Source organism: Bacillus sp. TSO22, assembly GCF_020223595.1.
Lineage (GTDB): Bacteria > Bacillota > Bacilli > Bacillales > Bacillaceae > Bacillus > Bacillus inaquosorum.
The window spans coordinates 704,670-730,747 of the sequence record NZ_JAHAWO010000001.1 but is presented as its reverse complement, the minus strand read 5'-3'; the positions used below and the strand labels follow the sequence as shown (position 1 = coordinate 730,747).

The 26,078-nt window shown below is 44.3% G+C and carries 27 protein-coding genes; 10 read left to right on the top strand and 17 right to left on the bottom strand.

Translation table 11 applies throughout. The features are described from left to right. Window positions 1-13: 13 nt before the first annotated feature. The gene (locus tag KHQ79_RS03995; RefSeq protein ID WP_225514242.1) at window positions 14-1,648 is read right to left on the bottom strand and encodes a M20/M25/M40 family metallo-hydrolase; all 1,635 of its coding nucleotides are present in this window, start codon (window positions 1,646-1,648) and stop codon (window positions 14-16) included. Window positions 1,649-1,820: 172 nt separating this feature from the next. On the opposite strand from KHQ79_RS03995, the gene namA reads away from it, so the two are divergent. Together namA and KHQ79_RS03985 are read left to right on the top strand one after the other, a co-directional pair. Beyond that, a complete protein-coding gene (gene namA, locus KHQ79_RS03990; RefSeq protein WP_060398971.1) occupies window positions 1,821-2,837 on the top strand; it encodes an NADPH dehydrogenase NamA in 1,017 nt (338 codons plus the stop codon). Window positions 2,838-2,947: 110 nt separating this feature from the next. Next, complete coding sequence (locus KHQ79_RS03985; RefSeq protein ID WP_003236800.1) at window positions 2,948-3,709, top strand: alpha/beta fold hydrolase; 762 nt, start codon at window positions 2,948-2,950, stop codon at window positions 3,707-3,709. Window positions 3,710-3,750: 41 nt separating this feature from the next. Here the strand turns inward: KHQ79_RS03985 and rpmG are convergent, their stop codons facing one another. After that, window positions 3,751-3,900 (bottom strand): 50S ribosomal protein L33, encoded by a 150-nt coding sequence (rpmG, locus tag KHQ79_RS03980; RefSeq protein ID WP_003226511.1) that lies wholly within the window; start codon window positions 3,898-3,900, stop codon window positions 3,751-3,753. A gap of 78 nt (window positions 3,901-3,978) precedes the next feature. Continuing rightward, on the bottom strand, window positions 3,979-4,902 hold the full coding sequence (gene rnz, locus KHQ79_RS03975) for a ribonuclease Z (RefSeq protein WP_225514241.1): 924 nt from the start codon (window positions 4,900-4,902) through the stop codon (window positions 3,979-3,981). Between the two features lie 225 nt (window positions 4,903-5,127). Here rnz and zwf point away from each other — a divergent pair, with 225 nt between their 5' ends. Then, on the top strand, window positions 5,128-6,597 hold the full coding sequence (zwf, locus tag KHQ79_RS03970; RefSeq protein WP_003236805.1) for a glucose-6-phosphate dehydrogenase: 1,470 nt from the start codon (window positions 5,128-5,130) through the stop codon (window positions 6,595-6,597). A 131-nt stretch (window positions 6,598-6,728) separates the two neighbouring features. Here zwf and gndA read toward each other — a convergent pair whose 3' ends face one another. Together gndA and KHQ79_RS03960 are read right to left on the bottom strand one after the other, a co-directional pair. Next, window positions 6,729-8,138, bottom strand: coding sequence for an NADP-dependent phosphogluconate dehydrogenase (gene gndA, locus KHQ79_RS03965; protein WP_225514240.1), 1,410 nt, complete (start codon window positions 8,136-8,138; stop codon window positions 6,729-6,731). A gap of 109 nt (window positions 8,139-8,247) precedes the next feature. Beyond that, window positions 8,248-9,492 (bottom strand): DNA polymerase IV, encoded by a 1,245-nt coding sequence (locus tag KHQ79_RS03960; RefSeq protein ID WP_225514239.1) that lies wholly within the window; start codon window positions 9,490-9,492, stop codon window positions 8,248-8,250. Between the two features lie 72 nt (window positions 9,493-9,564). Here KHQ79_RS03960 and mifM point away from each other — a divergent pair, with 72 nt between their 5' ends. The 3 genes from mifM to KHQ79_RS03945 all read left to right on the top strand — a co-directional run bounded on the left by mifM (window position 9,565) and on the right by KHQ79_RS03945 (window position 11,601). Beyond that, on the top strand, window positions 9,565-9,852 hold the full coding sequence (gene mifM / locus KHQ79_RS03955; protein WP_080010842.1) for a membrane protein insertion/folding monitor MifM: 288 nt from the start codon (window positions 9,565-9,567) through the stop codon (window positions 9,850-9,852). Window positions 9,853-9,881: 29 nt separating this feature from the next. Continuing rightward, window positions 9,882-10,709 (top strand): membrane protein insertase YidC, encoded by an 828-nt coding sequence (locus KHQ79_RS03950; RefSeq protein ID WP_225514238.1) that lies wholly within the window; start codon window positions 9,882-9,884, stop codon window positions 10,707-10,709. Between the two features lie 163 nt (window positions 10,710-10,872). After that, on the top strand, window positions 10,873-11,601 hold the full coding sequence (locus tag KHQ79_RS03945) for a YqjF family protein (RefSeq protein ID WP_225514237.1): 729 nt from the start codon (window positions 10,873-10,875) through the stop codon (window positions 11,599-11,601). 48 nt (window positions 11,602-11,649) lie between these two features. Here KHQ79_RS03945 and KHQ79_RS03940 read toward each other — a convergent pair whose 3' ends face one another. The 3 genes from KHQ79_RS03940 to mce are packed head-to-tail and all read right to left on the bottom strand — an operon-like array spanning window position 11,650 to window position 14,721. Beyond that, window positions 11,650-12,765 carry a tripeptidase T gene (locus tag KHQ79_RS03940; RefSeq protein ID WP_003236816.1) on the bottom strand — a complete coding sequence of 372 codons (1,116 nt, stop codon included), beginning with the start codon at window positions 12,763-12,765 and terminating at the stop codon, window positions 11,650-11,652. Window positions 12,766-12,782: 17 nt separating this feature from the next. Then, window positions 12,783-14,306: an acyl-CoA carboxylase subunit beta gene (locus KHQ79_RS03935; RefSeq protein ID WP_225514270.1), complete on the bottom strand. Its 1,524-nt coding sequence runs from the start codon at window positions 14,304-14,306 to the stop codon at window positions 12,783-12,785. Beyond that, on the bottom strand, window positions 14,299-14,721 hold the full coding sequence (gene mce, locus KHQ79_RS03930) for a methylmalonyl-CoA epimerase (protein ID WP_003236820.1): 423 nt from the start codon (window positions 14,719-14,721) through the stop codon (window positions 14,299-14,301). The genes KHQ79_RS03935 and mce overlap by 8 nt, the downstream gene beginning before the upstream one ends. Before the next feature lie 89 nt (window positions 14,722-14,810). On the opposite strand from mce, the gene prli42 reads away from it, so the two are divergent. Next, the gene (gene prli42, locus KHQ79_RS03925; RefSeq protein ID WP_019258837.1) at window positions 14,811-14,903 is read left to right on the top strand and encodes a stressosome-associated protein Prli42; all 93 of its coding nucleotides are present in this window, start codon (window positions 14,811-14,813) and stop codon (window positions 14,901-14,903) included. A gap of 20 nt (window positions 14,904-14,923) precedes the next feature. Here prli42 and KHQ79_RS03920 read toward each other — a convergent pair whose 3' ends face one another. The 6 genes from KHQ79_RS03920 to brxB form a co-directional block, all read right to left on the bottom strand. Next, entirely contained in the window at window positions 14,924-15,457 is a 534-nt protein-coding gene (locus KHQ79_RS03920) for a L,D-transpeptidase (RefSeq protein ID WP_003236823.1), read from the bottom strand. A gap of 51 nt (window positions 15,458-15,508) precedes the next feature. Further along, a complete protein-coding gene (locus KHQ79_RS03915; RefSeq protein ID WP_003236825.1) occupies window positions 15,509-16,477 on the bottom strand; it encodes an aromatic acid exporter family protein in 969 nt (322 codons plus the stop codon). A 72-nt stretch (window positions 16,478-16,549) separates the two neighbouring features. After that, window positions 16,550-17,272 carry an arginine ABC transporter ATP-binding protein ArtM gene (gene artM / locus KHQ79_RS03910; protein WP_003236827.1) on the bottom strand — a complete coding sequence of 241 codons (723 nt, stop codon included), beginning with the start codon at window positions 17,270-17,272 and terminating at the stop codon, window positions 16,550-16,552. Beyond that, a complete protein-coding gene (gene artQ, locus KHQ79_RS03905; RefSeq protein ID WP_003236829.1) occupies window positions 17,265-17,924 on the bottom strand; it encodes an arginine ABC transporter permease ArtQ in 660 nt (219 codons plus the stop codon). Before artQ ends, artM begins: the two co-directional genes overlap by 8 nt. A gap of 80 nt (window positions 17,925-18,004) precedes the next feature. Continuing rightward, window positions 18,005-18,772: an arginine ABC transporter substrate-binding protein ArtP gene (artP, locus tag KHQ79_RS03900; RefSeq protein WP_225514236.1), complete on the bottom strand. Its 768-nt coding sequence runs from the start codon at window positions 18,770-18,772 to the stop codon at window positions 18,005-18,007. A gap of 267 nt (window positions 18,773-19,039) precedes the next feature. After that, window positions 19,040-19,477 carry a bacilliredoxin BrxB gene (brxB, locus tag KHQ79_RS03895; RefSeq protein ID WP_003226477.1) on the bottom strand — a complete coding sequence of 146 codons (438 nt, stop codon included), beginning with the start codon at window positions 19,475-19,477 and terminating at the stop codon, window positions 19,040-19,042. Window positions 19,478-19,637: 160 nt separating this feature from the next. Here brxB and KHQ79_RS03890 point away from each other — a divergent pair, with 160 nt between their 5' ends. From KHQ79_RS03890 to bmrR, 3 genes are all read left to right on the top strand, one after another. Beyond that, complete coding sequence (locus KHQ79_RS03890; protein WP_225514235.1) at window positions 19,638-20,531, top strand: YegS/Rv2252/BmrU family lipid kinase; 894 nt, start codon at window positions 19,638-19,640, stop codon at window positions 20,529-20,531. 106 nt (window positions 20,532-20,637) lie between these two features. Beyond that, entirely contained in the window at window positions 20,638-21,807 is a 1,170-nt protein-coding gene (bmr, locus tag KHQ79_RS03885; RefSeq protein ID WP_003236835.1) for a multidrug efflux MFS transporter Bmr, read from the top strand. Window positions 21,808-21,879: 72 nt separating this feature from the next. Next, complete coding sequence (bmrR, locus tag KHQ79_RS03880; RefSeq protein ID WP_225514234.1) at window positions 21,880-22,716, top strand: multidrug efflux transcriptional regulator BmrR; 837 nt, start codon at window positions 21,880-21,882, stop codon at window positions 22,714-22,716. Window positions 22,717-22,777: 61 nt separating this feature from the next. Here bmrR and bfmBB read toward each other — a convergent pair whose 3' ends face one another. Genes bfmBB through bfmBAA form a run of 3 tightly spaced genes read right to left on the bottom strand, consistent with a single transcriptional unit; the run spans window position 22,778 to window position 26,060 of the window. After that, on the bottom strand, window positions 22,778-24,049 hold the full coding sequence (gene bfmBB / locus KHQ79_RS03875; protein ID WP_225514233.1) for a branched-chain alpha-keto dehydrogenase complex dihydrolipoyllysine-residue (2-methylpropanoyl)transferase: 1,272 nt from the start codon (window positions 24,047-24,049) through the stop codon (window positions 22,778-22,780). Between the two features lie 21 nt (window positions 24,050-24,070). Next, window positions 24,071-25,054, bottom strand: a complete 984-nt coding sequence (bfmBAB, locus tag KHQ79_RS03870; protein WP_003236844.1) for a 3-methyl-2-oxobutanoate dehydrogenase subunit beta — start codon at window positions 25,052-25,054, stop codon at window positions 24,071-24,073. A 13-nt stretch (window positions 25,055-25,067) separates the two neighbouring features. Further along, window positions 25,068-26,060, bottom strand: a complete 993-nt coding sequence (gene bfmBAA, locus KHQ79_RS03865; protein ID WP_019258847.1) for a 3-methyl-2-oxobutanoate dehydrogenase subunit alpha — start codon at window positions 26,058-26,060, stop codon at window positions 25,068-25,070. Window positions 26,061-26,078 lie beyond the last annotated feature (18 nt).

The window sequence follows — 26,078 nt, the reverse complement described above, 5'->3', positions numbered from 1 at the left end:
TCTTTTGTTTTTCCTAAGACAGCTTACCGGCAGTTTCTGATTGTTTTAATAGCGCAGCGATCGTAAACGAAAGCAAGTCGGGAAGCACTTCAAAGGAATAAGGCAAATACAGTCTTTCCGTCCATTTGTGCGGGTCTTTTCCAGCCGGGCCGACATTTAAAACCGGTACATATAAAGCCTGGTCTTTGCCGCTTGGCAGCGAATATCCTCTGTTAAAGAGCGGCATATTGCTTGTGTACGCATCAACCTCCTGCTTTTCGAGCTGCAGATAGCTTAAGTCTGAAAGTCCAGGAAAATATTGAACCTCCCGTAACGCAATGCCGTATCTGTCAGCCGCATATTGCATAAGCTGGTCAGCTGTATTCCTGATCAACTGATCGTCCCTTGAAGAAACCGCCGGATAAAACGGCGGGCTGTAAAAAAGAACAATAAGCGGCGCATCCTCCTTACAAAGTGCAGCAAGCTCAGATACAATTTTCGTCGAAAAATCCCTGTCTCCAAGATCTCCCCTGTTGGCAAAGGCATAATTCAGAACCCGCTCGGTTTCAGAATTTCCAGCACGCTTTTTCGCACGCGCGATCAGCTCATCAAATGTCAAAACAGAGACAGCACGTTCCATCGGCGTAAATGACTCAAATTGCTGAAAATCCTGTGTTTTCTTTCGAATGTTCGCAGTTATTTCCTCCGCCGCCTGTTCGGCGGTTTTAAGCAGCATCTGATGCAGTTCACTAGCCGATCGTTTCATTGACAGCACATTAAATAACGTGACAGCTGTATGCGGTGTCTGAACAGAATACGCCTCTTTCAAGTCCTTTTGCATTAAGTTTACCGGCGGCGGAGTGACTTCACCATCAACCTTTTCGCAATAATCCGCATTCAGCTCAAGCAAGCGGTTAATCTCAGATACCATTAAATTGGCATTTATGCCTGAAAACGGCTCTCCGACATGAGTTTCAATCCCCTTGCAGAAAAATCCCGCAAGCACCTTGCCAATGCTTCCTGAGTAAAAATATTGCTGCTGGTCGCCGGGAAATTTTTCAAACATTGGTTCAGCATTCAGGCAAGCTGTTAATGTGATATCATACTTTTTCTCCATTTCCTTCAGTACAGGAACCGCTTCAATCATGCCCCTTGAATTCACTTCCTCGTCAGGAACCGTAATCAACAGCAGATTGCCTTCAAATTGGCCGTTCATTGCCCGCTCCAGCATCGACAGCTGAACCGCAAGCCCTGCTTTCATATCCATCGTCCCTCTTCCGAACAGCCAGTCGCCGCTTTCAGCGTCTGTTCTCACACGCTCCGGAAGCAGCTCTTTTTTCTCTAAAAAGGAGCTCAACAGCTCAGCAGGCTTACATGCCATATGTTCGAATTCTCCATAATCCTCTATGTCCACGACATCAAAATGACTCAGCAAAAGCACTGTCTTTTTGACATTCTTCTTTTTGACAAGAGCCGTAAGAAAGGATCTGCCGTCGTCCATCGTATGAAGTGTTACATCATCAGGATGTTTTTGAAAATAAGGCTTGTCCTTCAAAATAAAATAAAGATATTCTGCAAGCGCTGCCTCTCCCTTCGAACCGGTGATGCTTTCGTATTGCACAAGAGAAGTTAAAAGGGTCAGCAATTCGTCCTTCGTCTGCCAATTCATCGATTTCCGCCCCTCCTATGTATAAAAACGCTTCTAGCTTGAAAAATAAGATGATTCCCTGTCTATTATACAGAAATGTTTGACAAAAACGGATCTTTTGAGCAGTTTATATGACGGGAAAGAAATGACTTGATATAATCAATCTCTAAAAACCTTACGGGAGGCGAAAGAAATGGCCAGAAAATTATTCACACCTATTACAATTAAAGATCTGACATTAAAAAACCGCATCGTCATGTCGCCAATGTGCATGTATTCTTCTCATGAAAAGGACGGAAAATTGACGCCGTTCCACATGGCACATTACATATCACGCGCAATCGGCCAGGTCGGACTGATTATTGTGGAGGCATCAGCGGTTAACCCTCAAGGACGAATCACAGACCAAGACTTAGGAATCTGGAGTGACGAGCATATTGAAGGCTTTGCCAAACTGACTGAGCAGGTCAAAGAACAGGGGTCAAAAATCGGCATTCAGCTTGCCCATGCCGGACGTAAAGCAGAGCTTGAAGGAGATATTTTCGCTCCATCGGCGATTGCGTTTGACGAACAATCAGCAACACCTGTAGAAATGTCAGCAGAAAAAGTAAAAGAAACGATCCAGGAATTCAAACAAGCGGCAGCCCGCGCAAAAGAAGCCGGCTTTGATGTAATTGAAATTCATGCGGCGCACGGATACTTAATTCACGAATTTCTATCTCCGCTATCCAACCATCGTACAGATGAATACGGCGGCTCACCAGAAAACCGCTATCGTTTCTTAAGAGAAATCATCGATGAAGTCAAACAAGTATGGGACGGCCCTTTATTTGTCCGTGTATCTGCTTCTGACTATACAGACAAAGGCTTAGACATCGCCGATCACATCGGTTTTGCAAAATGGATGAAGGAGCAAGGTGTTGACTTAATTGACTGCAGCTCAGGCGCCCTTGTTCATGCAGACATTAATGTATTCCCAGGCTATCAGGTCAGCTTCGCTGAGAAAATCCGTGAACAGGCTGACATGGCAACTGGTGCTGTCGGCATGATTACAGACGGTTCAATGGCTGAAGAAATTCTGCAAAACGGACGTGCCGACCTTATCTTTATCGGCAGAGAGCTTCTGCGAGATCCATTCTTTGCAAGAACTGCTGCAAAACAGCTTAATACAGAGATACCGGCCCCTGTTCAATACGAAAGAGGCTGGTAATGTCCAAAAGAGATATCCTCAACCGGATATCTCTTTTTTTATTTTTTAGAGAAACGATCAGCTCAGGTTCTCCGTCTCCCTAGTAGAACCAATTAGAGGAGATGACTCCAATGAACTCAGCTTGGATGGAAAAGACATATACAATTGACGGATGTGCGTTTCATACACAACACCGGAGAGGATCAAGCGGTGTAACGATTGTCTTTGAGGCCGGCTACGGTACTTCTTCTGAGACGTGGGAACCATTAATGGCGGACATTGATGATGAATTTGGCATTTTCACATATGATCGGGCAGGAATAGGGAAAAGCGGACAAAGCAGCACTAAACGAACAGCTGAACAACAGGTGAAAGAATTGGAGAGTTTGCTTAAAGCAGCAGATGTAAAACCTCCTTATTTGGCTGTTTCTCACTCATACGGAGCTGTGATCACCGGTTTATGGGCCTGCAAAAACAGGCGCGATATTATCGGCATGGTCCTCCTTGATCCAGCTTTAGGAGATTGCACAAGCTTCTCCTTTATTCCTGAAGAAATGCACAAAGCATACACAAGAAAGATGATGCTTGAGGGCACACATGCAGAATTTTCAAAAAGCCTGCAGGTACTCAAACAACAGCAAGTCCATTTAGGAAACATGCCTCTCCTTGTGTTGTCATCAGGTGAACGGACTGAGAAATTCGCTGCTGAACAGGAGTGGCAAAACCTGCACAGCAGCATATTGTCTCTATCTAATCAAAGCGGCTGGATTCAAGCTAAAAACAGCTCGCACAACATCCATCATGATGAACCTCATATCGTGCATTTGGCTATTTATGACGTATGGTGCGCAGCGTGCCAGCAGGCCGCTCCTCTTTACCAGGCAGTCAATTAACATAAAAAAAGACCGGGCTGTAAGACGCCCGGTCTTTTATGTTATTTTGTTTCACGATGAAGGGTATATTTCTTTAAACGCGGTGAATATTTTTTCAGCTCTAAACGGTCTGGGTTGGTGCGTTTATTTTTTGTTGTGATGTAGTTTCGGTCTCCCGTTTCAGTGCAGGCTAAAGTAACATTTACTCTCATATTAACATCTCCTTATAAAGCGTAATGATTACGTTTTATTATACAATGTAATCTCAGATTGTCAAATAAGAGTTTTTTTCAGCGACGCGGGACGTTTACCTCTAAGAAATCATACGCCGCCACGCTGTTTGGGAAAACGTCTGCCGCTTCTTTTTGAAGCTCCAGAGAGGCATCTCCCTGATATCTGGCACTGATATGGGTTAAAATGAGCTGCTTCGCCCCGGCTTCTTTCGCTGTTACAGCTGCTTGTTCCGTTGTACTGTGAAAATAATCATAAGCAAGTTTCCTATCTTCCTTAGCAAATGTCGCTTCATGAACAAGCACATCACAATCCCTTGCAAGCTCTTTTAACTTGTCACTTACTCTCGTATCTCCGGAAAACACCACAGCCCTTCCCTTTTTAGGAGGCTCCAGAAAATCATTCCCATTGATGATGCGTCCGTCTTCAAGCGTTATCGTTTCGCCTTTTTTGATTTTTTGATACACAGGTCCGGGCGGGATGTTCATTTCCTTTAATAAATCCGCCTTTAAGGAACCAGGCACGTCTTTTTCCTGCACGCGGTATCCGAAGGCTTCCACTCCATGAATAACAGATACTGCCGTGACAATAAACTGATCGTCTTCAAACACGATTCCTTCTTCGATTTCCTTGATCACAAGCGGATATGTCAAATGGGTTTTCGTGACGGCAAGGCTTGTTTCAATAAAAGCCTTGATGCCTTTTGGCCCGTACACTGTCAGCTCGTCTTCACCGCCTTGAAAGGAGCGGCTCCCCAGAAGCCCTGGAAGCCCGTAAACATGATCGCCGTGCATGTGGGTAATGAAGATTTTTTCTATTTTACGAGGTTTAATCGTTGTATGTAAAATTTGATGCTGTGTGGCTTCCCCGCAGTCAAACAGCCATATCGAACGCCTTTCTTCAAGCAATTTTAATGCCACCGACGTTACGTTTCTCGCCTTGGCGGGAATGCCGGCTCCCGTCCCTAAAAAAAGTAATTCCACATTTCCTTCCTCCTACTAGAACTAGTTACCTACAAGAATACAGGATCATGCGACAAATGTGAATCTTGCCTCTGAAAGGAACAATCCTTTCGTTCTAGAAACATTTTTACGGCATTCAGCAAAAAATGGGCTGAAATGTTTGCTTTCGTTGAATTTTAGATTTAAAATGAAGGAAATATACGGGGTGTACTAAAATAAAGCTTCGAATAAAGTGAGGTACTTTTAGTGAAAACAAACCAACAACCAAAAGCAGTAATTGTCATATTCGGTGCAACGGGAGATTTAGCAAAACGAAAACTGTATCCGTCTATTCACCGTTTATATCAAAACGGACAAATCGGAGAAGAGTTTGCAGTTGTAGGAGTTGGAAGAAGACCTTGGTCTAATGAAGATCTTCGCCAAACCGTTAAAACATCCATATCCTCATCTGCAGATAAACATATAGATGATTTCACGTCTCATTTTTACTATCACCCGTTTGACGTGACAAATCCTGGCTCTTATCAAGAGCTTAACGTATTGCTTAACCAGCTGGAAGATACATATCAAATTCCGAACAACAGAATGTTCTACTTGGCAATGGCTCCTGAATTCTTCGGAACAATTGCAAAAACATTAAAATCAGAAGGTGTTACAGCAACAACAGGCTGGTCCCGCCTTGTCATTGAAAAGCCGTTCGGCCATGATCTGCCAAGCGCACAGGCACTGAACAAAGAAATCCGCGAAGCGTTTACAGAAGATCAAATTTACAGAATCGACCATTATTTAGGCAAACAAATGGTTCAGAACATTGAAGTCATTCGATTTGCCAATGCGATTTTCGAACCGCTTTGGACAAACCGCTATATCTCAAATATCCAAATTACATCAAGCGAATCACTTGGCGTTGAGGACCGTGCAAGATATTACGAAAAATCAGGCGCCCTGCGCGACATGGTGCAAAACCACATCATGCAAATGGTTGCCCTTCTTGCAATGGAGCCGCCGATCAAATTGAACACAGAAGAAATCCGAAGCGAAAAAGTGAAGGTTCTGAGAGCTCTGCGCCCTATTGCAAAAGACGAAGTTGATGAGTACTTTGTGCGCGGACAATATCAAGCCGGTGAAATTGACGGTGTATCGGTTCCTGCTTATACAGATGAGGATAATGTCGCTCCTGACTCAAATACAGAAACGTTTGTTTCAGGCAAGCTCTTGATCGACAACTTCAGATGGGCTGGTGTTCCATTCTATATCCGCACCGGAAAACGAATGAAAGAAAAGTCCACAAAAATCGTTGTTCAATTTAAGGACATTCCGATGAACCTGTACTACGGCAATGAAAACAATATGAATCCGAACTTGCTCGTCATCCATATTCAGCCTGACGAAGGCATTACGCTTTACTTAAACGCTAAAAAGCTTGGGGGGGCAGCACACGCGCAGCCAATCAAACTGGATTACTGCAGCAATTGCAATGACGAGATGAACACCCCTGAAGCATATGAAAAATTAATTCACGACTGTCTTCTTGGCGATGCAACAAACTTTGCTCACTGGGATGAAGTTGCCCTATCTTGGAGCTTTGTCGATTCCATTTCTGAAACATGGGCAGCAAACAAAACCTTGTCTCCTAACTACGAATCAGGCTCTATGGGACCGAAAGAATCAGATGATCTTTTGGCGAAAGACGGCTTGCACTGGTGGAATATATAAAACGAGAAAAGCCGAAAATGCTTGTGAGCATTTTCGGCTTTTTTTGCAGCTGTCAAGACTGCCATATCCCTTAAGACATTCTTTAATAACAAAAACCCCCGAAGCCTAAAGACTTCGGGGGTTTTTATTGATTACTTCATCCATTCAGTATGGAAGATACCTTCTTTATCAGTACGCTCATAAGTATGGGCGCCAAAGTAGTCACGCTGTGCTTGGATTAGGTTTGCAGGCAGTACGGCTGTACGGTAGCTGTCATAGTAAGCTAATGCGCTTGAGAATGACGGCACCGGCACACCTTGGGCAACTGCAAGTGAAATCACTTGGCGAAGCGCTCCTTGGTAGCTTTCTACAATATTTTTGAAGTAGCTGTCAAGAAGCAGGTTATCAAGCTCAGGTTCGCGATCGTAAGCTTCTTTAATCTTTTGAAGGAATGCTGCACGAATGATGCAGCCGCCGCGGAAGATCATAGCGATTTCGCCATATTTCAGATCCCAGTTATATTCTTCAGAAGCAGCTTTCATTTGGGCAAATCCTTGCGCGTAAGAACAAATTTTACTCATGAACAGCGCTTTTCTGACTGCTTCAATCAGCTCTTCTTTATTTTCTGTAACAGGCTTCACTTCTGGCCCTGAAAGAAGGCCGCTCGCTTTCACACGTTCTTCCTTCATAGCTGAGATAAAACGTGCGAATACAGACTCAGTAATAATCGGAAGCGGAACACCTAAGTCAAGCGCGCTTTGGCTTGTCCATTTTCCTGTTCCTTTTTGGCCTGCTTTATCAAGAATCACATCAACAAGCGGTTTGCCTGTTTCTTCGTCTTTTTTCGTAAAGATGTCAGCTGTAATCTCAATCAGGTAGCTGTCAAGCTCACCTTTATTCCATTCAGCGAAAACTTCGTGAAGCTCATCAGCTGAAAGGCCGAGCACCTGTTTCAGAATGAAGTAAGATTCAGAAATCAGCTGCATATCTCCGTATTCAATACCGTTGTGGACCATTTTCACATAATGGCCGGCACCGTCTGGACCGATATATGTCGTACAAGGTTCTCCGTCAACTTTTGCAGAAATCGCTTCAAGAATCGGCTTCACAAGCTTATGTGCTTCTTTTTGTCCGCCTGGCATGATAGAAGGTCCTTTAAGCGCTCCTTCTTCTCCGCCGGAAACGCCTGTTCCGATAAAATGAATGCCGCTTTCAGCGAGCTCTTTGTTACGGCGCTGTGTATCTTTATAGTATGTATTACCGCCGTCAATTAAAATATCATCCTTTTCTAGATGAGGAAGAAGAGATTGAATTGTCGCATCTGTTGCAGTTCCCGCTTTAACCATTAATAAGATTTTGCGCGGTGTTTCCAAGGATTGGACAAACTCTTCAATGCTGTATGTGCCAACAACATTTTTGCCTTTTGCCTCCTGCAGAAACTCCTCAGTTTTACTGCTTGATCTGTTGTAAACAGAAACAGAAAATCCCCGGCTTTCGATATTTAAAGCTAGATTTTTACCCATGACCGCAAGACCGATAACTCCGATTTGTTGTTTTGACATATTCTAACGTCCCTTCTGCAAACGTTTAATCATTTTAAAATTTAAATTAAAATAAAATGATATTTATAATAAAGAAATTACCATACTTCCACCCTTTTTTTCAAGCTATTCAACTTTTCTTTTCATCCTGAAAAAAATCTTTATTAAAGCTTGTTCCCTTCGTTTTGCTCTCCTCTTTTTTTATCTTTGCCCCTTTTCTGATCAGTTTGGAGCCGTACTTATCATTCAGCTTTTCCATCATCTGCTGAATTGGTTCATCCTTCGCATCTTCATTAAAACTGAACAAATCGAGCTGCTTATAGGCCTGCTCTTTTTCTACTAAATCAGTTCCGGTAATGCCAAGCAGCCTGACAGGATTTTTATTCCAATGTTTAAAAAAGAGGTGCTCCGCTTCTTTCATAATTTCATTTTTTTGATCGATCGGATTTTTCAGCGTGATGCTTCTTGTGATGGTTTTCCAATCTGCATATCTAATCATAATAAAAAGCTTCGAAGCCATGACTTCCTTGCGCTGTAAGCGGTCACTAACGGAAGCGGCCAGTTTTCTGAAAACGTCTAACAGCTCTTCTTCATCACTGGAATCATGTGAAAGTGTTGATGAATTGCCGACGCTTTTAAATTCGTAAATGCGCTCCGGGTCAACTGGCGCATGGTGAATGCCATTTGCTTTATTTTTAAGGCGCGGCCCGTTGATGCCCAGCAGACGTTTCAGCGAGTGTTCATCAGCTGCCGCTAGCTCTCCAATCGTATGAATGCCGAGTCCCTTCAGCTTTTCCGCTGTCTTTTTGCCAACTCCGTGCATCTCTCCAACAGGAAGCGGCCAAAGGATATCAGCCACTTGTCTCTTTCTTAAAATCGTGATGCCAAGCGGTTTTTTCATATCTGACGCCATCTTAGCAAGAAATTTATTCGGCGCGATTCCTATGCTTGACGGAAGCAGCAGCTCTTTTTGCAGCCTGCTTTGTATTTCTTTTGCCGTCTCCAAAGCGTGGCTGCTGTATGGTGTATCAGTCATGTCCATATAGCCTTCGTCGATGGAGACAGGCTCCACCAAGTCAGTATATTCACGAAGGATGTTAAACATCGCTCTTGAAGAGCTTCTATATCGGTCAAAATTCGGCGGAAGAACGATAAGTTCAGGGCAATTGCGCTTCGCTTCCCAAACCGGCATCGTTGTTTTGACGCCGCGCGCTCTTGCTTCGTAGCTGCATGTCACCACGATGCCCTTTCGCTCCTTTACGTTTCCGGCAACTGCAACCGGCTTCCCTCGGAGGGCCGGGTCATATGCCATTTCCACCGATGCGTAAAAACTATTCATATCAATATGGAAAATAATTCGGCCCTTTCCCAGCATAAATAAATCTCCTTTTCGTTCATTAGACAACGGCTTGTACATATAGTAAAATGAAGGTATTGAATGGATGTGATTACAATGTTTGTGGAATCGATAAATGACGTTTTATTCTTAGTCGATTTTTTCACAATTATTCTTCCGACTCTGACGGCAATCGGGATTGCATTCCTCTTACGAGAGTGCCGTGCCGGCGAGCAATGGAAATCAAAACGAACAGATGAACATCAGACGGTCTTTCAAATTAACCGAACAGACTTTCTTATTATTATATATCATCGCATTACAACTTGGATACGTAAAGTCTTCCGCATGAATTCGCCTGTGAACGATGATGAAGACGCCAGTTCTCTTCTTTTATAAACCGCATTTATAAAAAGGAGGAGAACAAATTGTTAAAAACATATCAAAAACTTTTGGCTATGGGTATCTTTTTGATCGTATTCTGCTCGGGCAATGCTGCATTTGCCGCGACTAATCAGGTGGGAGGCCTCAGCAACGTCGGTTTTTTCCACGACTATTTAATCGAACCGTTTTCTGCTCTGCTTAAGGGTGTTGCCGGGCTGTTTCACGGAGAATACGGACTGTCTATTATTCTCGTCACCATTATTGTGCGTGTCGTTGTACTGCCTTTGTTTGTCAATCAGTTCAAAAAACAGCGCATATTCCAAGAGAAAATGGCAGTTATTAAACCTCAGGTTGACAGCATTCAGGCCAAATTGAAAAAGACGAAGGACCCGGAAAAGCAAAAAGAACTGCAAACGGAAATGATGAAGCTGTATCAAGAGCACAATATCAATCCGCTTGCCATGGGGTGTCTCCCAATGCTGATTCAATTTCCTATTGTGATTGGGTTTTATTACGCGATTCGCTCTACACCCGAAATTGCGTCACACTCGTTTTTATGGTTCAGTTTAGGACAATCTGACATTCTCGTGTCTCTTAGTGCGGGAGCGATGTACTTTATCCAAGCCTATGTCGCTCAAAAACTGAGCGCGAAATATTCCGCTGTCCCGCAAAACCCGGCGGCGCAGCAATCTGCAAAACTGATGGTGTTCATCTTCCCTGTGATGATGACGATTTTCTCGCTTAATGTTCCGGCAGCCCTTCCGCTGTACTGGTTCACAAGCGGGCTGTTCCTGACAGTACAAAACATCGTCCTTCAGATGACACATCATAAAAGTAAAAACGCCGCTTCTCTTACTGAGACGGTAAAATAGCGTAACAACCCCGAGCGAAAAGCCGGGGTTGTTTTTTGTTTCACCTCACCCTTTTCGGTCATGGCAGAGGCGAAAATGGCAACCCTAAAAAACAGCCGTATCGTTTAAAAAGAAGGAAACCGGGAATACCTTATACTCACATCTAACTGAAAGGAGCATGTATGTGACGGAACGCTCTCAGCAAAAAAACATTTCTGTGCCTGAAGGAATCTGGATCATGAGACAAACTTGGAATGATGTCTTATTTGCCCACTGGCCTGTTGATGTTTCTATCCTTCGCGATTTAGTACCGCCGGTTTTAGAATTAGATACATATAACGGGCAAGGTTGGATCAGCATGCTTCCCTTTATGCTCACGAATCTGAGGGCGCGTTTTCTTCCTGCCATTCCCGGTGCGCGTGCATTTCCTGAGCTTAACCTCCGCACCTATGTCACGTATAAAGGCAAGCCCGGCATTTATTTTTTCAGCTTAGATGCTGATCATCGGCTGGCAGTCCTGGGCGCTCGCACGTTCTTTCATTTACCTTATTTTTACGCGGATATGAAAGCTGAAAAAAACGGTGATGGCATTGACTATGTCAGCAAGCGGAGAGACGACGGAGAAGCAGCATTCCGCGCCGCATACCGGCCCATTTCAGCTCCTTTTACAGCGGAAGAGGATTCCCTCGAATATTGGCTGACGGAACGATACAGACTCTATAGCACTTATCGCAACAAGCTCTTTTACGAAGACATTCATCATCATCCTTGGCTGCTGCAACATGCCGAGGCCGAGTTTTCGGTCAATACGGTGGCTGATGCTCACGATATATCATTGCCAGATTCAGACCCTTTGCTTCATTACGCTAAAAAGCAGGACGTGTTATTTTGGCCTCTTAGGCAATGGCGCTGAATGCAAGAAAAAACCCGATGCGGGCAAGCGCACTCGGGTTTTCCTTTTTTATTTCGCTGCCTCTTCAATAATGGCAACAACCATTTCTGCCGTTTTAACGAGTTCTTCGATCGGCATTTTTTCATTCTTTGTATGAATTTGCTCGTAACCGACAGCAAGGTTGACCGTCGGAATGCCATGACCTGCAATAACGTTCGCGTCGCTTCCGCCGCCGCTTGTTTGCAGCTCGCTTGGCCGTCCGATTTTAGCAGCCGCTTTTTTCGCGATTTCAACTACTTGGTCGCCGTCTTGATATTTGAAGCCCGGATACATCACTTCAATTTCGACTTCTGCGCGTCCGCCCATATCAGCAGCAGCCTCTTCAAATGCAGCTTTCATTTTTTGAACCTGAGCTTCCATTTTCTCAGGAACTAAAGAGCGTGCTTCAGCAAGAATATGGACTTCGTCGCACACAATGTTTGTCTGTGTGCCGCCTTCAAACCGGCCGATGTTTGCTGTTGTTTCTTCATCAATACGGCCCAATGGCATTTTTGAAATGGCTTTGCTAGCGATTGTAATCGCTGAAATGCCTTTTTCAGGTTCAACCCCGGCGTGTGCGGTTTTCCCGTATATTGCCGCTCTTACCTTCGCTTGTGTCGGCGCAGCCACAATGATATTTCCGACTTTTCCATCTGAGTCAAGGGCATAGCCGTAGGATGCCGTGATCATAGAACGGTCAAGCGCCTTTGCTCCGATCAGGCCTGATTCCTCACCTACAGTGATGATGAATTCAATCGTGCCGTGCTCAATGTTTTCTTCTTTCAGCACTTTAATCGCTTCAAACATTGCAGCCAGCCCCGCTTTATCATCAGCGCCTAAAATCGTAGTGCCGTCTGTTTTGACATAGCCTTCCTCAACAACCGGTTTTACGCCGTTTCCGGGTACAACTGTGTCCATATGAGATGTAAAATAGATCGTATCTGCTTGTTTTGTCCCTTTTAATGTGCAGATCAGGTTTCCCGCTCCGTGGCCAGTGATATCCATTGTATCGTCTTCTTTAACGTCCACACCTAAATCAGAAAATTTTTGTTTCAGCACTTTGCAGATTTCTGCTTCGTGTTTTGTTTCTGAGTCAATTTGGACAAGCTCTAAAAATTCTTCCAGCAGGCGTTTTTCATTCACCATTTGTAAGTCCCTCCATGTTAAAGCGGTATGTTACCGTGCTTTTTTTTCGGTCTCTCTTCTGTCTTATGTGCAAGCATGTAAAAAGCTTGGATCAGTCTTTTCCTTGATTCTTCCGGCAAAATGATGTCATCAACCATTCCGCAGGCCGCCGCTTTGTATGGACCGGCGTTTTGCTTTTTGTATTCAGCAGTTTTTTCGCGTTTTGTCTTTTGCGGGTCGGCTGAAGCTTTTATTTCTTTTTCATACAAAATCGATGCCGCGCCTTCTGAACCCATCACTGCGATTTCAGCATTTGGCCATGCAAACACAAGGTCCGCTCCGATCGCTTTGCTGTTCATAGCGACATAGGCGCCGCCATACGCTTTTCTGATAATGAGCGTGACTTTTGGGACGGTCGCTTCTGCATAGGCAAACAATAATTTTGCTCCGTGCCTGATAATTCCGTTATGCTCCTGCTGAACACCAGGCAGAAACCCCGGAACATCCTCGACAGTTAACAGCGGTATGTCAAAGGCGTCGCAAAAACGGATGAACCTCGCTGCTTTATCTGCAGCGTCAATCGTCAGGCTTCCCGCCAGATGCTTCGGCTGGCTCGCAACGATGCCGATCGTTTTTTCACCCAGCCTTGCAAACCCGATAACAATGTTTTTCGCAAAAAACGGCTGAATTTCAAAAAAAGACTGCGGATCAGCCAACTCCTTAATTACCGTCCGCACATCATACGGCTTTGTCGTGTCGGCGGGCACGAGACGGTTTAATAATGGTCTGGAGGCCTCTTTCTCAGGTAGCGGCGCTGCTGTCTGGCCATTCAGCGGCAAATAAGACAGCAGTTTTTTCACTCCTGTCAGAACCTCCCTCTCCGTATGTCCGGAAAAGTGGGCGTTTCCGCTGACGGCATTATGTATTCCCGCTCCACCTAAGCTCTCCGCATCAACCTGTTCTCCTGTCACTTTTTCAATTACCTTCGGCCCGGTAATAAACATCCGGCCGGTCTGTTCAGCCATAAATATAAAATCTGTGAGTGCCGGAGAATACACAGCGCCTCCAGCGCACGGCCCTAAAATAACCGATATTTGCGGAATGACTCCGGAGTATAAGACATTTCGGTAAAATATGTGACCGTATCCATCTAATGATACCACACCCTCTTGAATTCTCGCACCACCTGAGTCATTCAGCCCGATAATCGGCGCCTTATTTTTCGCAGCTAGATCCATCAGTGCGCAGATTTTTTTGGCGTGGGTTTCGCCAAGCGCCCCGCCGAATACTGTGAAGTCTTGCGCAAATACATATACAGAGCGGCCATCAATTGTGCCGTACCCTGTCACGACTCCATCCCCTAACATACGCTGTTCTCTTGTTAACACTTGACTTTCCATGAAAGGATTCAACTCGATAAAGCTGTCCTGATCAAGAAGAAACGTGATCCTTTCCCGAGCGGTGAGCTTTCCCTTTTGCCGCTGCTGAGCCAGCTTTTCATGTCCTCCGCCTTGTTCTGCCTGCCTGCGTCTCGTGTATAAATGATCAATATGCTCATTCATGTTCAACGGTTTGGACTCCTTTCGGCTCGCATAGCTCTACAAGAATGCCATTTGTTTCCCGCGGAGAAAGAAATGCGATCTTTTTCCCATTAGCTCCCTGTCTTGGATACTTGTCAATCAATTGAACTTGCCGGTCAGACAATGCTTGCAGCTGTTCAGATAAGCCGGTGCACAAAAACGCAACATGATGCAGCCCCTGCCCTTTCTTCTCCAAAAACAAACGGACGGGGCTGTCAGGTGTCAACGGTTCTATCAGCTCCAGCTTGACGCTTCCCGCTTGAAAAAAAGCAACATTCACCTTTTGCTCTTCAACCGTTTCTTGATGAAGAAACGCAAGCCCCAATATATCTTCATAAAAGCTTCTCGCTTCTTCTATCGAAAAAACAGCTATCCCAATATGGTCAAGCCTGTTCATTTTCATCCCTGCCTTCCGTCAATAGATATCGCTTGTCCGCCCTTTCAAAACACGCTAAAATATAGACAGATTGTCTAAGGAGTGAAATCATGTCTCAAAAACTGATGAAAAGCGTTTTAATCGTGATTTTGGGAGTTTTTATTCTTTCAACTGTACTCTCAGGAATCGTCATGTTTTTCTAACGATAAAAAAGCAGGCAACCTTATTGATTAGGAACATCCTGCTTTTTTATCAGAGCTTTATGCTCGATAGCAATCTCTTCAAAAGAGCGGGAGTCGTCCGTAATCAGCACTCTCGTACCCACCGGAATCGTTCGAAACAGATGAACGACCTCATCGTTATGCATACGTATACAGCCGTTAGACACAAATTTCCCTATTGATTCTTCCCGGTTTGTCCCATGAATTCCGTAAATCCGCCCGTCTGTTCCTTTCGCGTCAAATCCGATCCATCTTGCCCCAAGCGGGTTGTCAGGAGATCCTCCTTCTATATTTTTCTTTCTGTAGTAAGGATTCGCCGCTTTTACTGTTACCGAAAATTCCCCTTCAGGCGTCAGATCGTCTGTTTTTCCGGTCGCCACGCTGTACACCCCTTCTACTTTGTTGTCCAAGATGACAGCCAGTTCGTTTGTTCTCTTGTTGACAATGACATAAGGATCCCCCGGCAGCGGGTTTTCGCCAAGCGGCCAAATCGGTGAAATCATCATCATAAAAATTGAACATAAGAAAAAACGCATAAGCTCCTCCTTTTTCATTAGGTTGACCAATGAAGGAAGAGCTCATGCGAATCATGCGAGTGATTTTTGCGCTTTTATTCCTTTAAAATAGCTTTTGATCACTAAATATTGTTCCATTTCGCCGAGTAGATGGAAGAGAGCGGCTCGTGCTTCAAATTCCTCTCTTGTCGCTGGAAGCGGCATCTCCTCAAATTCTTTTCTCATGTCAGCAAGTCTTTTCAGAAATTTGTGCGCCGTATTTCCCGGGTGTATCGCTTCCCGCAAATCATGAATAAATTCAGCGATCATTTTTCCCTGATCTACTGTAATGGAGATGGAAGTCACTTTAGGGAGAAGGCGTTCAATAATTTCAAATTGCTTTTCTCTCATTTTAAAATAATGATAATGCAGATTTTCGTAGCGCAGAATGTGGTTTTGCACATCTCGGTACGCCAGGTTTTTCGCCTCCGTAATGAGCTGGTGTGTTTCCGGAATTTCCTTTCCAGTCCAATCTTGCTCACCAGTTAACAAATACCGCTCTATTTCTGCAAAAATGACAGCAAAGTTATCCTCTATCTTTTTGCGATAGGCAATCAGCTTCCGGTCAAGGCTCGGCATATACAAGTTCATCAAAAGAGCGACACCGATACCAACCGTAATTAACTGAACTTCATTCCAAATGAAAGCAAGCGTAATGCCGCCGGACATGTATAAATGAAGGATAATAACGGAACTGGTAACGATCCCCTCGTTAATTTTTAACAGAACCGTTATCGGAATGAATATCAAGAGAAGCGCTCCGATAACAAACGGATGATAGCCAATCAGCTCGAAAAAGAGATAAGAAAAAAGAATTGCCAGACAGCATGCGGCAAAGCGGGCCCACGACGCCTGAAGCGACCGTTTTTGTGTGATTTGAATGCACAAAATGGTGATGATTCCTGCTGATGCGAAGTTTTGCAAATGCAATAGCTGGCTTATATAAATAGCCAAAGCTGTTCCAAGCGCGGTCTTTATTGTGCGGTAACCAATTTTAAACATGTCGGACTCCATTTCTATTTGTTTCTTCAATAAAAAAGAAGAAGCTTTAGCCTTCTTCTTTTTTTCTATATTCTATAATATTTTCTCTAAAAAGTCCTGCGCTCTTTTGGATTTTGGCGAAAGAAAAAATTCTTTCGGATTGCCGTCCTCGACAATCATTCCTTGGTCCATAAACAGCACTCGGTCTGCCACTTCTTTAGCGAAGCCCATTTCATGTGTGACAATCACCATAGTCATGCCGGTTTCGACCAGCTCTTTCATAACCTGGAGCACTTCCTTAACCATCTCCGGATCAAGTGCAGAGGTCGGTTCGTCAAACAGCATGATTTCCGGATTCATTGCAAGAGCCCGGGCGATAGCGACACGCTGTTTTTGCCCGCCAGACAAGCGGTTTGGATAGTCATTTTTCTTTTCAAACAAACCGACTTTGCGGAGCAGCTCTTCAGCTTTTTCCTGTGCAGCCTGTTTTGATTCTTTTTTGACATTAACAGGCGCGTACATGATATTTTCGAGAACCGTTTTGTGCGGAAAGAGATGAAAATGCTGAAAAACCATCCCGATGTTTTCCCGTACCTTTAATGTGTTGGTTTTCGGCTTCGTGATCTCGTTGTCTTTGATTGTTATGGTTCCGCCGTTAGGTTTTTCCAACAGGTTTAAACAGCGAAGGAACGTTGATTTGCCTGAGCCTGAAGGGCCGATGACGGCAACAACCTCACCTTCAGCGATTGTTGTTGAAATGTTTTTTAATACTTCGTGTTTCCCAAATGATTTTGACAGCTTTTCAACCTTAATCATTGGATTTCAGCTTCCTTTCTACAGCCTTGCCGATAAACGTTAAAATCAGGACAAGCACATAATAAATCAATCCGGCGATAATGAGCGGCTCAAGGTAATTGTAAGTGGCGGCGCCAGCTTGATAAGCGCGTCTCATGACATCACCAAGCCCGATGACGGTGACGATCGCCGATTCTTTTGTTAACGTGATTAATTCATTCACAATTGCAGGTGATATATTTTTGAAGGCCTGCGGCAACAGCAGATCCTTCATCATTTTGCCGTACGGGACACCCAGTGCGACAGCCGCCTCTTTTTGCCCTTTATCAATGGCGTTGATTCCGGCTCTGATAATTTCCGATACATAAGCGGCGGAATTCAATGACAATGCGACTACCGCAGCCCAAAACTGGTCAATTTGAAAGCCGAGCAGCTGAGGAAGCCCGAAATAGACAATCATAAGCTGCAGCACTAAAGGCGTACCGCGGAACACTGATGTATAAAAATCAGCGATCCAGATCAGAGGGCGGAACGTGCTGATCTTGCATAAGCTTAGCACAATACCCAGTATAAGTCCGATAATGGCTGATACGATGACAATTTTCAAAGTAATCGCTAAGCCTTCTAATATAAAAGGAATTTGGGGGATCGTTGCTGAAAAATCCAAATTCATAGTCTTTGTCTCCTTTTCTTACAGGAAAAAAGATTTCCTATTCAATAAAAAGGCTCAACGAAAAGTTGAGCCGCTTTTTTTTACTTCTCGCCAGTGAACCATTTCTTCTTCAATTTCTCGAGCTCTCCGTTATCTTCCATTTCCTTGAGTGCTTTATTGAATTTGTCTGTCAGTTCACTGTCCTTTCTGAAAGCAATCGCTGAACCGGCTTCCTCCGCTTTCGCATCAGGAATCACGAAGCCTTGCAGGTCGTCATTTGATTTGAAATACCCTTCTGCTACCATGTCTTCGATAATCGCGGCATCAAAGCGGTCAGATTTGATTTCCTGCACCAAATCAGAAATTCTGTTGCGGTCTTCTGTTTTAAAAGCATATTCCGGAGAAAGCTCTTTCCCCTTCTCTTCCTGAATGGAGCCAAGCTGAACGCCGACTGTTTTTCCTTTCAGATCTTTTAAAGACTTAATGCCGCTGTCTTTTTTGCTGACAATCATATGGTTCGCTGTGTAGTACACATCGGAAAAATCAACTTGTTTTTTACGATCAGGCGTCGGTGTCATTCCGGACAGAACCAGATCCACCTGTTTTGATTTCAGCGCTGTGATTAAACTGTTGAAGTCCATATCCTGCACTTCAATTTCGTAGCCAGTCTTCTTCGCAAGCGCTTTTGCCAAATCTACATCAAAGCCGACAATATTATCGCCTTCCTTATATTCAAACGGTTTGTAATCCGCCGAAGTGCCCATAATTAACTTTTTCTTGCCGCCTTCAGAACCTGAATTGCTTGAGCCGCAAGCCGATAATGCAAAAGTGATGCAGGCAGTTATAAGTAATAAGAGCCATTTTTTCATGATCCATTTCCCCCATATTCATTACTTTTAGTGCATTTGAATATTTATTCGTTAATTTGTATTTTAAACAGTTTCTTATTTTTATGCAATACTATTTTCAAAAATTATCTTTAAGCTTATTTTCCCAGCAATCTCTTTTTGATATTACTAGATAAAAATAGATTCATTGTACAACTGCATTGAATAAACTTTTAATATTTATTCATATCCCTTTGGAATTTTGTGCATAAAAAAACCGGGGCCGCTTAGGCACCCGGGGTGTTCGTCTTATACTTCTTCACAATATTCTTCAAAGGCTTCCTGCAGCTTTGCCACAACTGCCATCGGCTCATGGCCTTCAATTTCATGGCGTTCCACCATTTTCATGATTTTTCCGTCTTTCAAAATCGCAAAGGACGGAGAAGATGGCGGATATCCTTCAAAATAGTCACGAGCACGCGCTGTCGCTTCTTTATCCTGTCCGGCAAAGACGGTAACGAGCTGATCAGGTCTTTTATCATAGTGAACGGAATGGTATGCGGCCGGTCTTGCAATTCCCCCGGCGCATCCGCAAACAGAGTTTACCATGACTAACGTCGTTCCTTTTTTCGTAAGTGCCTCATCCACCTCTTCAGCAGTTTTCAGCTCGGTATATCCGGCAGCTGTAATTTCTTGTCTCGCTTGGCGGACAATGTCATTCATAAATAAATTAAAGTCCATGTTCAATGAAGACCTCTCCTTTTTCATCATCTGTTCTTATGATAGCAAGGAAACGTCCATATCGGCAAATGACATTGCTTGGCCGCACACTTTTTTTGCTCTCCGTTTACAGCTTACAGAAAAAGGGGATTATATAACCAGATGTAAAATAAAGGAGCAGTTTTGTATGAGCCACCGGAAAGCATTACTGATTCATAACGGAAATGCCGGCAACAAAAATACAGAAAAAGCATTAGGGGCTGTGGTGCCGGTTTTATCACAATCTTTAGATGAGGTGATCATTAGACAAACAAAGAAAAAGGATGATGCGTATCATTTTTGCCAATCCATTGATGATTCTGTCGACACCGTCTTTATTCTCGGCGGCGACGGCACGGTCCACCAATGCATAAACGGCATCAGTGCTTTAGAAAGAAAGCCCGCGGTCGGAATTTTGCCCGGCGGCACGTGCAATGACTTTTCAAGAGTGCTGGGCATCCCTCAAAATCTCGCAAAGGCGGCGGAAGCGCTTGTATCAGGAAAAAAAACAAGCGTAGATGTATGTCAGATGAACGAGCGCTATTTTTTAAATTTCTGGGGGATTGGCTTGATTACAGAAACATCGAATCAAATTAACGAAACGGAAAAAGCATTATTGGGAAAAATCAGCTATTTTACAAGTGCATTGCGTACCGTCTCATCTGCCGGATCGTTTCCGATGACCTTAAAAATTGATGGAAAAGAAATTAAAGAAGAAGCCGTTATGCTGCTTGTCATGAACGGACAATACATTGGTACGAACCGAATTCCCCTGCCGGATGCCAGTATAGAAGACGGCTTACTCGATATCCTCATTTGCCGCAACACCAACCTCTCCGCATTGCGGGAGCTGATGAGCATGGAACAGGGCACAATTGATCGTTTTACCGGAGAGCTGTCCTATATTCAGGCCTCCCGTATCGAAATTGAAACAGACACTGTCAAAAAAGCTGATACAGATGGAGAAGTCTATACTCATACGCCTGCGGTGATTCAAGTGCTGCCGCAGCACATTGATATGCTTGTCCCGTCCAATGAATAACGATAAGGATCGAACACTGTTAGAAAGATTTTGTAAATCCGTTGACTCTCCCCTAAGAGGAGGGCTTACAGTATAAGAGATACACTTTCGAAAAAGGGGAAGTCACATGGAGAAACAAAATATCACTTTAATGATATTATTAACAAATTTATTTATTGCTTTTTTAGGAATCGGGCTTGTGATTCCGGTAACGCCTACCATTATGAATGAATTGCATTTATCGGGTACCGCGGTCGGCTATATGGTTGCCTGCTTTGCTGTTACACAGCTTATTGTATCACCAATAGGCGGACGATGGGTTGACCGCTTCGGACGTAAAATCATGATCGTGATCGGTCTGTTGTTCTTTAGTGTTTCGGAGTTTTTATTCGGCATCGGAAAAACAGTTGAGATTTTATTTATATCCCGTATGCTTGGCGGAATCAGCGCAGCCTTCATTATGCCCGGGGTCACGGCTTTTATTGCAGATATCACGACCATTAAAACACGTCCGAAAGCGCTCGGTTATATGTCAGCTGCTATTTCTACAGGCTTTATTATCGGCCCAGGCATCGGGGGATTTTTAGCGGAAATCCATTCCCGCCTGCCATTTTTCTTTGCGGCAGCCTTTGCATTGTTAGCAGCCATTTTATCAATGCTCACGCTGCGCGAGCCGGAACGAAACCCTGAAAATCAGGACATAAAAGGGCAGAAGACAGGCTTCAAACGGATTTTTGCCCCTATGTATTTCATTGCTTTTCTCATTATCTTGATTTCATCTTTTGGTTTAGCGTCATTTGAATCTTTATTTGCGTTATTCGTTGACCATAAATACGGATTTACAGCCAGCGACATTGCCGTCATGATTACAGGAGGAGCGATTGTTGGCGCCATTACGCAAGTCGTCTTATTCGACCGCTTTACAAGGTGGTTTGGCGAAATCCACTTAATTCGGTATAGCTTAATTCTCTCGACGAGTCTTGTATTCTTGATGACAATCGTGAATTCTTATGTTTCAATTCTGCTGGTTACAGTCACCGTATTTGTCGGATTTGATCTCATGCGGCCGGCGGTAACGACTTATCTGTCAAAGATTGCGGGAAATGAACAGGGGTTTGCCGGCGGTATGAATTCAATGTTTACAAGTATCGGCAATGTTTTCGGGCCTATTATCGGCGGAATGCTGTTCGATATCGATGTAAACTATCCATTCTACTTTGCAACGGTAGCTTTAGCCATAGGCATTGCGCTGACCATTGCTTGGAAAGCGCCTGCACATCTTAAAGCCAGCACGTGATAAAAAGCGTATTCTTTGTGTACTGCAAAGAATGCGCTTCTTTATTATACTGATCATAGAAGGAGTGATGGCATGAAGGAGTCGTATTACTCAATTGGAGAAGTTTCAAAACTGGCAAACGTGTCGATTAAAGCGCTCCGTTATTACGATAAAATTGATTTATTTAAACCCGCCTATGTCAATCCGGATACAAGCTACCGCTATTATACAGATTCCCAGCTCATTCATCTGGATTTGATCAAATCATTGAAATATATCGGCACACCTTTAGAAGAGATGAAAAAGGCACAGGACTTAGAGATGGAAGAACTGTTTGCTTTTTATACAGAGCAGGAGAAGCAAATCAGGGAGAAATTAGACTTTTTATCAGCATTGGAGCAAACCATTTCGTTGGTGAAAAAGCGGATGAAACGGCAGATGGAATATCCCGCGCTCGGCGAGGTGTTTGTTTTAGATGAAGAAGAAACCCGCATCATTCAGACAGAGGCAGAGGGAATCGGGCCTGAAAACGTGCTCAATGCCTCCTACAGCAAATTAAAAAAATTTATCGAATCAGCAGATGGATTTACGAACAATAGCTACGGCGCTACTTTCTCATTTCAGCCGTACACCAGCATTGATGAAATGACTTACCGTCATATCTTTACGCCTGTATTGACGAATAAACAAATTTCTTCCATTACGCCAGATATGGAAATCACAACGATCCCTAAAGGCAGATATGTTTGTATCGCATATAACTTTTCACCTGAGCATTATTTTCTCAACTTACAGAAGCTTATCAAGTATATCACAGACCGCCAATTAACAGTTGTCAGTGATGTTTACGAGTTAATCATACCGATTCATTACTCACCGAAAAAACAAGAAGAATACCGGGTCGAAATGAAAATTCGAATCGCTGAATAATGTTGCATAGAAAAAGAGCATTTTTTGAAGTTATGTGTCAAAAAATGCTCTTTTTGCTTATTTAGTAAACAGATGTTTTTTCGTCAATCGATTCTAAAATTTGTTTCACTCGTCTCAGGAATCGCCCGCACACAAGGCCGTCAAGCACTCTGTGATCCAAGGACAGGCACAGATTGACCATGTCTCTGACAGCAATCATGCCATGATCCATGACAACCGGGCGTTTGACGATGGATTCCACTTGAAGAATCGCAGCCTGAGGGTAGTTGATAATGCCCATCGACTGTACAGATCCGAACGAACCTGTATTGTTGACGGTAAACGTTCCTCCCTGCATGTCGTCTGCTGAAAGTTTTCCGTCTCTTACTTTTTTGGCAAGGTCAGTAATTTCTCTCGCAATGCCTTTAATTGTTTTTTCATCAGCGTTTTTAATCACCGGAACAAATAAAGAATCCTCTGTCGCAACCGCTATTGAAATATTGATATCCTTTTTCTGAATAATCTTGTCGCCCGCCCACATACTATTCATTTGCGGAAATTCTTTTAACGCCTGAGCGACCGCTTTGACGAAAAAGGCGAAGAACGTTAAATTAAACCCTTCTGTCTTCTTGAATGAATCTTTTATACTGTTGCGGTATGCCACCATATTTGTGACGTCGACTTCCATCATCGTCCAAGCATGCGGAATTTCTGTTTTGCTTCGTTTCATATTGGAAGCAATTGCTTTTCTTACGCCTGTGACAGGGATTTCTTTATCTCCGGCTGCAGACGCAGGATATGAAATCTCTTCCTTCGGCTCTGGTTTTGGTGCAGACTCAGGTGCAGGAGCTGCTGTTTTCGGCTTCTCAGGCCGTTCTTGCACGCCGCCTGTCTCAATGATACGCTGAATATCTTTTCGCGTAATGCGGCCGCCGGCACCAGTTCCTGTCACTTGATTAAGATCAATGCCGTGCTCTCCGGCTAAACGGAGTACAGCTGGCGAGTAGCGCTTTTTATTTGGCTGACTGGCTGCTTCGGCACTTTCTGCAGCAGGCGTCTCAGCAGCTTCTGATGCCACTGGCTGCTCTTGTTTTTGTTCAGCCGGATTCGCGCCTTCTGTTTCGATTTTGCAAATCACTTCTCCGACTTGCAGGGTCTGGCCTTCTTCACCCACAAGCTCTGTTATCGTCCCGGTAAAAGAAGACGGAACCTCTGCATTTACTTTATCTGTCATGACTTCCGCTATCGGATCGTACTTGTTCACTTTATCACCGGGGGAGACAAGCCATTTGCTGATCGTCCCCTCTGTCACGCTTTCTCCAAGCTGCGGCATCGTCATTTGTTCAATTGCCATGATTGTATCCTCCTTACGTCTTTAAAACTCCGCTAATTCTCTCATCGCCGCTTCCACTTTATCAGGGTTGACCATAAAGTATTTTTCCATTGTCGGCGCATAAGGCATAGCCGGAATATCAGGACCTGCAAGCCGTTTGATCGGCGCATCTAAGTCGAAGAGACAATGCTCGGATATAATCGCAGCCACCTCACTCATGATGCTGCCTTCTTTTGTATCTTCTGTGACCAAAAGGACCTTTCCAGTTTTGGATGCGGCTTCGATGATTGCTTCTTTATCAAGCGGGTAAACCGTTCTTAAATCCACCACATGTACTGAGATGCCATCTTTTTCGAGACGTTCTGCAGCCTGTAACGCGAAGTGGACACACAGGCCATATGTGATTACCGTGATGTCGTCGCCTTCCCGTTTTACATCAGCCTTGCCGATTGGCAGGACATAATCATCTGCCGGAACCTCTCCTTTTATCAGGCGGTAGGCGCGCTTGTGCTCAAAAAACAGCACCGGATCTTCATCACGAACTGCGGCTTTTAAGAGTCCTTTCGCGTCATATGGCGTTGAAGGCATGACAATTTTCAGTCCGGGCTGATTGGCGAAAATCGCTTCGACTGATTGAGAATGATAAAGGGCCCCGTGTACGCCTCCGCCGTATGGCGCTCTGACAACAATCGGACAGCTCCAGTCATTGTTGCTGCGGTAGCGGATTTTAGCGGCTTCAGAAATGATTTGGTTGACCGCTGGCATAATAAAATCAGCAAATTGCATTTCGGCAATCGGTCTCATGCCGTACATAGCCGCTCCGATACCGACTCCGGCGATCGCTGATTCAGCAAGCGGCGTATCCATAACACGCTCTTCTCCAAATTGTTCGTACAGGCCGGCTGTGGCTTTAAATACACCGCCTTTTTTTCCTACATCTTCCCCAAGAACGAAAACGCGAGGATCTCGTTCCATTTCTTCTTTCATCGCCAAATTGATCGAATCAATATATGACATTACTGACATTTGTTCTTCCTCCCTACTTCGCATACACATAATCAAGCGCTGACTCAGGAGCTGCATAAGGGGCGTTCTCCGCTTCATCCGTCGCTTCGTTGATGATTGCCATGATTTCATCCAGCATGGTTTGTTCTGTCTCATCGGACAGCAGGCCTGTTTCCTTTAAGTAAGCTTGATAAGTAAGCAGGGGATCACTTTTTTTCGCTTCCTCTACTTCTTCACGGCCTCTGTAGCTGCTGTCATCGTCATCACTGGAATGCGGTGTAAGGCGGTAAGAAATGGTTTCAATTAATGTCGGGCCTTCTCCTCTTCGCGCCCGTTCGCGTGCTTCTTTAACCGCTTGATAAACTTCCAGCGGATCATTTCCATTCACAGTTACGCCAGGCATCCCATAGCCTACGGCACGGTCGGAAATGTTCTCACATGCAACTTGCTTATCGTAAGGCACTGAGATTGCGTATTTGTTGTTTTCACACATGAAAATAACCGGCAGCTTATGGACAGCGGCAAAGTTTGCCCCTTCATGGAAATCACCTTGGTTTGAAGAGCCTTCACCAAATGTAACAAAGGCTGCGATATCCTTTTTCTCCATACGTCCCGCCAGCGCAATTCCGACTGCGTGCGGCACTTGCGTTGTCACTGGAGATGATCCCGTCACGATGCGGTTTTTCTTTTGTCCAAAATGCCCCGGCATCTGGCGGCCTCCTGAGTTCGGATCTGCTGCTTTGGCAAACCCGGACATCATTAAGTCCTTTGCTGTCATGCCAAACGCCAGCACGACACCCATATCTCTGTAGTACGGCAGTACATAATCCATTTCACGATCAAGAGCGAAAGCCGCTCCTACCTGTGCTGCTTCCTGTCCTTGGCAAGAGATCACGAATGGAATTTTGCCAGAGCGGTTTAACAGCCACATTCTTTCATCGATTTTTCTTGCTAACAGCATGGTTCTATACATATCAACGGCTTCCTGATCAGTCAGCCCTAGTGCTTGATGTCGGTTTGTACTCATTCAAGCCCCTCCTTTATG